General features: G+C 64.6%; 8 protein-coding genes. 5 read left to right on the top strand and 3 right to left on the bottom strand.

The annotated features are described in order from the left end of the window. Positions 1 to 360 (top strand): DUF732 domain-containing protein (locus WBF82_RS12130; protein WP_424383271.1); only part of this gene is annotated, 360 nt, incomplete at its 5' end. Between the two features lie 110 nt (positions 361 to 470). Here the strand turns inward: WBF82_RS12130 and WBF82_RS12125 are convergent. After that, complete coding sequence (locus tag WBF82_RS12125; protein ID WP_424383270.1) at positions 471 to 1,685, bottom strand: PucR family transcriptional regulator; 1,215 nt, start codon at positions 1,683 to 1,685, stop codon at positions 471 to 473. Between the two features lie 85 nt (positions 1,686 to 1,770). Between WBF82_RS12125 and WBF82_RS12120 the strand changes: the two genes are divergently transcribed. From WBF82_RS12120 to WBF82_RS12105, 4 genes are all read left to right on the top strand, one after another. Further along, the gene (locus WBF82_RS12120) at positions 1,771 to 2,865 is read left to right on the top strand and encodes a ferredoxin reductase (protein ID WP_424383269.1); all 1,095 of its coding nucleotides are present in this window, start codon (positions 1,771 to 1,773) and stop codon (positions 2,863 to 2,865) included. A gap of 35 nt (positions 2,866 to 2,900) precedes the next feature. Then, positions 2,901 to 4,070: a fatty acid desaturase family protein gene (locus WBF82_RS12115; protein WP_424383268.1), complete on the top strand. Its 1,170-nt coding sequence runs from the start codon at positions 2,901 to 2,903 to the stop codon at positions 4,068 to 4,070. 147 nt (positions 4,071 to 4,217) lie between these two features. Next, positions 4,218 to 6,269, top strand: coding sequence for a M13 family metallopeptidase (locus tag WBF82_RS12110; RefSeq protein ID WP_424383267.1), 2,052 nt, complete (start codon positions 4,218 to 4,220; stop codon positions 6,267 to 6,269). A 33-nt stretch (positions 6,270 to 6,302) separates the two neighbouring features. Next, on the top strand, positions 6,303 to 6,731 hold the full coding sequence (locus WBF82_RS12105; RefSeq protein ID WP_424383266.1) for a GAF domain-containing protein: 429 nt from the start codon (positions 6,303 to 6,305) through the stop codon (positions 6,729 to 6,731). 95 nt (positions 6,732 to 6,826) lie between these two features. On the opposite strand, the gene WBF82_RS12100 is transcribed toward WBF82_RS12105, so the two are convergent. Then, entirely contained in the window at positions 6,827 to 7,036 is a 210-nt protein-coding gene (locus WBF82_RS12100) for a hypothetical protein (protein ID WP_424383265.1), read from the bottom strand. Positions 7,037 to 7,605: 569 nt separating this feature from the next. Further along, a complete protein-coding gene (locus WBF82_RS12095; protein WP_424383264.1) occupies positions 7,606 to 8,994 on the bottom strand; it encodes a WS/DGAT/MGAT family O-acyltransferase in 1,389 nt (462 codons plus the stop codon). Positions 8,995 to 9,207: the final 213 nt, after the last annotated feature.

Here is a 9,207-nt window from a genome sequence, read left to right as displayed (position 1 = left end):
GTGGTACTGGGCCTGATAGCCGGTGCTCCGGCGCTGGCGTCCCCGGCCCCCGAGACCCAAGCCGACCTGACGTATCTGCAGTTGCTCGACCAGAACGGGGTCTCCAACCGCGATCGTGACGCGATGGTCTCTTTCGCTCATAACCTCGTGGATCAACTGAGCGGCTCGCCGCAGGACGACGCCAGTGTTGGCTCGATAGTCAGCACCGGCGAGGAGCGACTTTCTCAGCACGACATGGGGGTCGTCATCGCCGCCACAGTGGTTGCCTACAGACCGTCACTGATCCCGGTGGTTCGGCACTGGGCAGACAGCGCTGTCGGCTTCCCCTGTGCTTCCGCAGCTGAGGGGGTGCTCCGATAACGAAAACTGATGACAGCTGCGTCGATCCGCGACCTAGGTGGAGCTGCCGGAACTCGAAACCAGCGCTGTAGCAATGCTTTTGCCGCCTAAACCGCCGGTTCGTTCGGCCGTCAGCGCTTGCGCTGTGAAGGACCCGGCAGTCCGAGAGCTACGGTCAGTTCGAGAATGGTGCGGGGGTCGTCGAGCCGCTCGCCGTAGAGGTCACGCAGTTGAGTCATTCGGTAGCGAACCGTCTGAGCGTGCACGAACAGATCGGCGGCGACGGCCTCGCGCTGACCTTGGTGCAATACCCAGGACCGTAGGGTCTCCGTGAGCCGTTCAGCAGCGCTCGGACGGAGTCCGGTCAGTGGCGCGAGGACCCGTCGACACAGATCCTCGGCCGCGTCGCGGTCGGCGGTGAGGACGAGTTCCACAAGGTGGTCTTCGGTGTCGACCACGTCGACATCGTCCGGCACCGATAGGTCGCGCGCCCGCAACGCACGCCGGTAGGACGAGCGCACCTCGGTCCACGGCCGCGCGGGCCCCACCACCGCCCGTCGCCCCCGCAAGGCCGATCGCAGCTGGCCGCGCCTCGGGCCGTCCAGATCCGGTACAAGGAGCACGGCCAGCGCCTCGACGGGCTCCACACCGGGCAACTCCTCGCTGAGCTGCAGGGTCGAACGGCCGAAACGCGCAGCCAGACCGCGGGTTTGGCTCTCGGGCACCACAACCGCGGTCAGGGTCACCGGCAGCTCCCAACCCGCCTTCTCCGCGCTGACCCGCAACGTCTCGGTCGGCTCGCCAGTGAGCAACTGCTGGGCCAGGCGTTCGAGGTAGCGTTGCCGCACCCGCCCGGTGGTGGCGAGCTCGTCGGCATGGCCGGCCACGCTCGCGGCCGAGAGCTCGTCAATGAACGCGAACACCATTTCGGCGAACCGGGCGACGGTCTCGGCAGCGAGGCCGGCGCCGACAGCGGTGGCGGACAGTTCCTGCCATGCCACCCGGGCACCGACCCGGTAGGCCGAGAGCAGCGCGTCCATGGAGCGGCCTTGGCGGGCCTCGCCCCGTCCCAACTCATACGCCCCGTCGAGCGCGGGCGATAGTGTCGCGTCCGGGTCTGAATCTTGCGCCCGCACGGCCAACCGCAGGAAGGCGCCGAGCGCCATCTGGACTGCGTTCTCGATGTTTTGCCCCATCCGCCCACTGAAGGCGTCGCTGTAGCTGGGCACCTCGACGGTCACCGCGCTCATCGTGCGTTCGGCCATCCGTGGGAGCACGGCCTGCAAGGCCGCGGCGACATCGTCGGCTAACTCCAGACTGGTGAATCGCAGGTAAGGTTCCGACAAATTTGTTCCTCATGAATAAAAAGCTGCCGATACTTCACGCCTGACGGACAAGACTTTATATGGAGAAGTCAGTCAGGGTGGTGATATGACAACAACAGCACCCCGACCCACCGTCGTGGGAACGTGGCGTGACCGGGTGGTCAAGCTTGCCGAGCGCGTTACCACTCCTCTGGTCCCCTCCGACTATCTCGACGTCATCGACCCGCTGCGCTCCTCTAGCGACTTACGTGGACGCATCGTCGCGATCCATCCCGAAACGCGCGACGCGGTCAGCGTGGTGATCAAGCCGGGGCGCACCTGGCGCACCCACGTCCCCGGTCAGTACGTCCGCGTCGGGGTCGACGTTGACGGGGTTCGACAGTGGCGGGCCTATTCGCTGACCTCGAACGCCCGGCCACGATCCGACGGCCACATCGCGATCACGGTCAAGGCGATCCCCGGCGGGGTCGTCAGCAATCACCTTGTCCGCCGTGCCACCGTCGGCGCGGTGGTCCAACTCGACCAGCCCGCCGGCGACTTCACCTTAGGTTCCACCCAGCCGACCAAGATCCTGTTCGTCACCGCGGGCAGCGGCATCACGCCCGTGATGGGCATGTTGCGCAACATGGCTGATGGGGAATCCGACGTGGTGCTGGTGCACTCTGCGCCGACCGCCGATGATGTCATCTTCGGCGGCGAGCTGCGGATGATGGCCAATCAAGGTCGAATTCGGTTGCTGGAGAGACACACCGACGCCGACGGGATGCTCGACGTCGCCGACATCGACCACGTGGTCGACGACGTCGCTGAGCGACAGACGTGGGCATGTGGTCCCGCTGGAATGCTCGACGCGCTGCAGGCACGTTGGGATGCCGCGGGCAATTCTGACCGTCTGCACGTGGAACGGTTCCGGCCCAACGTGATTGCTGCTGGCGACGGTGGCATCGTGACGTTCGCGAAATCAGGGACCGTCGTCGACGCCGACGGCTCACAGACCCTGCTCGACGCCGGCGAGGCCGCGGGTGTCCTGATGCCATCGGGCTGCCGGATGGGTATTTGCTTCGGCTGCGTCGCCTCGCTGCGCCAAGGCGCTGTGCGTGACCTGCGCTCCGGTGACCTCACCACCGCCGCACCCGGCGACGACGTGGCCATCCAGACCTGCATATCAGCCGCGGCGGGCGCCTGCGACATCGATCTCTGAAACCTTCGATTACCTCTGACACCAGGAGAACTGACATGACCGCTCTGCAACGCAAGCATGACAATCCGATAGCCCACCTCACCGACGAGGACATCGAAAACCTCGGCGCCGAGCTCGACGCCATCCGAGCCCAGGTAATTGCCGGCCGCGGCGAGCGTGACGCCGCCTACATCCGTAAGGTCATCGACCGCCAGCGCAAGCTGGAGCTCGGCAGCCGCGCCCTGCTGCTCTTTTCGCTGTTCCCGCCTGCCTGGGTCGCCGGGACCGCCGGGCTGTCCATCGCGAAAATCATCGAGAACATGGAAATCGGTCACAACGTGATGCACGGTCAGTGGGACTGGATGCGGGACAACAAGATTCACTCGACCACCTGGGAGTGGGACAGCGCCTCCCCAGCGGCGATGTGGAAGCACTCGCACAACGAGCTGCACCACACCTACACCAATGTGCTCGGTAAAGACCAAGACCTTGGCTACGGGATCATGCGTGTCGACGAAGATCAGCGCTGGAAGCCGTTTTATCTCGCACAGCCCCTGACCAACTTCGTCAACGCCTGCATTTTCCAGTACGGCATCGCCGGCTACGACCTGCAGATCGGCAGGTACTTGAAGGGCAAGACCGATAAGGACTTATTCCGTCGGCAGGCCAAGGACGTACTGCTGAAAACCGGACGGCAGATGCGCAAGGACTATGTCCTGCACCCCCTGCTGTCCGGGCCGTCGGCGCCCACGACGTTCATCGCCAACCTCACCGCCAACCTGGTGCGCAACCTGTGGACGCACTCGGTGATCATGTGCGGCCATTTCCCGGAGGGCGTGCAGACCTACGAGAAGACATCGATCGAGGGTGAAACCCGCGGCCAGTGGTACCTGCGCCAGATGCTCGGCTCGGCCAACATCTCGGGCAGCCGATGGATGCACTTCATGACGGGCAACCTGTCGTTCCAGATCGAGCACCACCTGTTTCCCGACCTGCCCAGCAACCGGTATCAGGAGATCGCACCGAAGGTGCAGGAGCTCTTCAAGCGCTACGGACTCGACTACGTCAGCGGTCCGCTGCCCAAGCAGGTCGTGTCGGCGTGGAAGAAGGTGTTCCGCCTCTCCCTCCCCAACGACTTCGCGCGCAAGGCGACCGCGGCGATCAGCCCGGCCAACCTGATGCGGCCGGTGTTCGGGGGCCCGGCGCCCGCGGAGGACGCCGCCTGAGCTGGCCGCGAGCTGTCTTCCTTCGCCCCCTACCTTTTTTGCGACGGCTCGGCGTCCTCTTCGCGGTTGACATCGCGTGACAAAAACCGCGGTGCTGCCGGCGCGCATGGCTAAGCTGCCCTTTGGTCCGGCGACTGGAGGTTTGCGGTGCGCGTATTCGTTCGTGCGGTGGCAATGGCACTGGCTGCCGGCTTGGTCCTTGTCGGGTGTCACCACCCGGCCGAACAGCCGTCCAAGCCGAAAGTCGGTGCTTGGGGCTTCGACATGGCCGAGATGGACAAATCGGTCCGGCCCGGCAACGACTTCTTCGACTACGTCCTCGGCACGTGGGTGAAGCACGCGAAGATCCCTCCCGACAAGTTGTGTGCGGGTGTCAGTCTCGATATTCAGAACCAGCTCGACGCGGACCTCAAGGCGATCGTCGAGGGTGCCGCCGCGAAACACGCGCCCGCGGGCGAGATCTCCCAGCAGATCGGCGACCTCTACGCGTCGTACATGGACGAGGCCCTGTTGAACAAGAAAGGCGTCGAGCCGGTGCGGCCCCTCCTGCGGTCAGTCGACGCCATCAACGACAGGCCGGACCTTAGTGCAGTTCTCGTGTCGTTCAACGGCAAAACTCAGGTAGACGACCCCTTCCCGGTCTCGGTGGACATCGACCCGAATAAACCGACCCGCTACATCCCGAACATCTGGCAGGGCGGTCTCTCGCTCGGTGACCGCGACTACTACGTGAACACCGATCCCGATGCAGTTGAGCTGCGCAACAAATTTGTCGCGCATGCGGCCCGGCTGCTCGGGCTGGCCGGTTACGCCGATTCGCAGCAGCAGGCCGAACAACTGCTTGCCCTGGAAACCAAGCTGGCAGAGGTGCAGCTTCCGAAGGAGCAGGAGCGCGACGTCGAGAAGACGGACAACATCATGCCGCGCAATGAAGTCGAGCACCTCGCGCAGGGCGCGCCGCTGCGGGAGATGTTCGACGCGCTCAGGCTCCCCGCGACGACCGACTTCCAGGTGGGCATGCCCGACGTATTGCACAACACCGCAGGGCTTTTCGCCACCGAGCCGTTGGGCCCGTGGAAGGCGTACATGCGCTACCACATCCTTCATGCATACGGCGGCCAACTTTCGACAACGTTCGCCGATGAGCTGTTCGATTTCTACGGCCGCACGATGGCGGGCGCCCAGGAGCGCGCACCGCGGGAAAAGCGGGGTGTCACTCGGGCGAGCAACGGGCTCGGCGACCCGGTCGGAGAACTCTACGTCGACGCACACTTCAGTCAGCAGACGCGCGATAAGGCGCGAGCACTGGTCGAAAATCTCCGCGCGGCGTACAGCAAGCGCATCGACGCCGCCTCGTGGATGGCGCCCGAAACCAAGAAAGAAGCTCAGGCCAAGCTCGCAGCACTGGTCGCCAAGATCGGCTACCCCGACAAGTGGAAGTCGTATGCGACGGTCAAGATCCACGCGGACGACCTCGTCGGCAACGAGGACAACCTGTCGGTGTGGGGATGGAACGACAGCGTCAGCAAGTTGGGTAAGCCCATCGACCGTGCCGAGTGGGACATGACGCCGCAGACCGACAACGCGTATTACTCTCCGCGACTTAACGACATCGTATTTCCCGCGGCGATCCTGCAGCCACCGAAGTTCGATCCCGCGGCCGATCCCGCGGCGAACTACGGCGCGATCGGGGCCACCATTGGTCACGAGATGAGCCACGCGTTCGACGACCAAGGCCGCAAGAGCGACAGCACCGGTCTGCAGCGTGATTGGTGGACCCCGGCCGACGCCCAGCGTTATGTGCGCGAGTCGGACAAGCTCGTCGAGCAGTTCAACGGATATGAGCCGTTACCGGGCAATCGCATCAACGGGAAGCTAACACTCGGCGAGAACATCGCCGATCTGGCCGGACTGCGCATCGCTTACGACGCCTACAAGCTGTCCCTTGGCGGGAAAGAGGCGCCTGTGATCGACGGCCTTTCCGGCGACCAGCGCTTCTTCATCGCCTTCGCGGCGAGCTGGAAGGAGATCTGCCGGCCCGAAACCGAGCGCAACGGATTGCTGACGGACCCGCACAGCCCCGCCAAGTTTCGGGTCAACGGGATCGTCCGCAACCTGGACGAGTGGTATGCCGCGTTCAACGTTCAGCCGGGCGACTCGTTATTCCTCAAGCCCGAGGACCGCGTCCGAGTCTGGTAAGCCAATCACAATATGGCCGTCTACCGCGCGCCGATGCGATCTCGCAACGATGCCGTCGAGCCTGAGGCCACCATCGATCGCGCTCGCCGGCTCGGCCTGTGCGGGTTCGGGCAATTGGTGAGTCAGTCGGCCGAACAAGAGCGGCTTGACCGCCGGGTCACCCGGTTCGCCGAGCTCGACGACGGCTCGTTCGTGTGGACCCGCGATACGGACGGGTTGTTCTGGTTGGGCCGCATCTCCGGGCCGTACTTCTACGACGCCGACGAAACCGCTGCGGCGGTGGATCTGGTGCACGTACGACCCTGCGAGTGGCTGCCCACGCCAATCCTGGAACAGAATGTGCCAGCCGCCGTCATTGCCACATTCCGTCGGGGCGGACGGAACTTTCAGGAAATCCACCACCCATCGATCGGTGAAGAGACACAAAGGATTTGGGACGGGCGGACCAATCAATCCGTATAGGGGTAGCGCATCCTAGTTGGGATAGCCGCCATACCGACCGTAGTAACCGTCGCTACCGCGGGCGATGCATGTAGTCCCACGCATCATTCGATCCGTCAGGAGGCGGTACGTGGTTCCCCGCGTCGTCCTGGCAGCTTTTGGATGGATGTCGTCACCGAGCATTGCCCGGAGCCGCCGGGCTCGTAGGACTCACATGGCTCGGAGGACTTGTCGGGCTCGTAGGACTCGTAGGGCTCGTAGGACTCGTCGGACTCGTCGGAGGGCTCGTGGGCGCGGGACTCGCAAGGCCGGGGCCTTCGCCACACCAGTCCGCCACATCTTTCGGGTACTGCTCGAGCGGTGGAGGACAACGCTGCCCCGGCGGGAAATTGGCGCCGGCGTTGAGCAGATCGCAGGGCACGTAGACCTGCTTGCCCTTGGGCGTGTTGGTCAGACACTTCGTCGGCGGCTCACCATGGGCCTGGACGGGAATGATGGCCGCCACTACTACCGCGCCGAGCGCCCAAGCCAGACGGCGATAGATCATGAGAGCTCCTCGTGCTCAACCTAGCGGGATGGAGCCCCGGTCTGAAGCTGCGACGCGACCGTCCCGTCCTTGCGCGAACGGATCCGGGTGCTCGCCATAGGTCGGGACACTACGCCGAACCTTGACGAGGCGGCTCAGTGGGTGAATATTACCGCTCTGACCTGCCATTTTATTGTGGAGCTGCCGGGAATCGAACCCGCTGCTCTACCAGGGCTTTTGGCATCTGAAGTGCCCGTTCGTTCCGTTTTCGTTCCGATTCGTTGCCGTTCGCTACCTGCGGCTTCGTTCTTACGTCTTGACGGCGTCAAGCGTGGCCATCTAATTCCATCGAGCTGGTACTCGGGCGGATCACGCGGCGGCGGTGAGCAATTCCTGCAGGGCGACCTCGAAGTCGTCGGCGAGGTCCCATACGTCGGGCACCAGTTCCCGGCATGAGTTGATCCCGACATCAAGCTTGCCGGTCAGCGACATCACCGTGATGTTGAGGCCGGTGCCGTAGAAGATCGGTCCAAGGGGATACATCGCCTTGACCTGGCAACCCAGGAAGTACAACGGCACCTGCGGTCCCGGCACGTTGGAGATCACCAGGTTGTGCACCGGTCGGCGGGTCAGCACCGTACTGGCGAAGAGTCCCACCGCCGGAGCCAACAGCGCCCGCCCTGCAAACTGCGCCCAGTCCAGCAACAGCGTCGCCCCGATCGCCGCGCTGTGCTCCTTGGCCACCCCATTGGCGTGCGCGATAGCGCGCAGCCGGTCGGCCGGGTCGGCGATCTGAGTCTGCAGACGGGAGAACAACGCCGTCAACTGGTTGCGCCCTGGCCGGTCGCACTTTTGATGCACCGACACCGGCACCGTGGCCACCAGCGAGGTGTCGGGCAGCTGACCGCGATCGAGCAAGAACTTGCGCAGCACCCCGGCGCACAGTGCCATCACCACATCGTTGACCGTGACATTAAACCTGTTCTTGATCGTCTTGATGTCGTCGAACTCCAGGCGGGCGTAGGCGATGTTGCGCCGGCGAGTAATGGAGTCGTTGAACGGGGTACGCGGCGCCCGGAACGGCGCCGCCATGGCCCGCCCGCTGCGCCCCCGGCGCACGGTGTCGACGATCGTTGACGCCGTCATCGGCACCACAGTGGCCAGCCGCAATGGCCGGGCAACGAACTTCGCCAGGCCCCGCACCGCCATTCCCACCGAGTTGGTGTCTCCCGGCCCGTCCACCGCCTCCGGCGCCGGCGTGTCCGGTTCGGTGCCGCACAGCTGCGACAGCAGGTTCGCGCCGCCCACCCCGTCCACGCTGGCGTGATGCACCTTGGTCATCACCGCTAGCCGCCCACCCGCTCGGGCGTCGGTGCCAGCGATCCCCTCGATCACCCACATCTCCCACAGGGGTTGGCCGCGATCAAGGGGCAGGGAAGCGATGCGCCCGCAGGTCTCCGACAGCTCGACGCGCCCGCCGGGCGCCGGCAGCCCGATGCGGTGCAGATGCCGGTCCAGATCGAAACTGTGGTCCTCCACCCACACCGGATGGTCCAGATTCAGCCGGCTGTCGGCCAACCTCTGCCGAAACTCCGGGATCGACTTGATCCGCACGCCCAGCTCTTCGCGCAGCCGGGCGAAGCTGTACCCGCCGGGCACGGTCGCGGCGTCCACCTCCAAGATTGCGCAGACGTGCAACGGCTGCGAGGGCGTTTCCAAATACAAGAAGCTGGCATCCAGCCCGCTGAGCCGTTCCATACGTTTCCCTTCCGCCGGTCGAGGGCGGTCATTGCCGCCAGCCGACCCGACTGCCGGCCGCGACGATGCGATCGAAGACCGGCCGACGGCACTCCACGATCACGGTCAGAACTCGATGGCGAACCTGTTCAGGTCCTGGCTAAAGGGCGTAGAGCTCATAAAGACGACTGTCCCGAGGCTCAGGAGTGAAAACTCGTTGAGAAATCCGCCGAT

Source organism: Mycobacterium sp., from assembly GCF_049673265.1.
GTDB lineage: Bacteria > Actinomycetota > Actinomycetes > Mycobacteriales > Mycobacteriaceae > Mycobacterium.
This window is presented reverse-complemented; position numbering and strand designations above follow the sequence as displayed.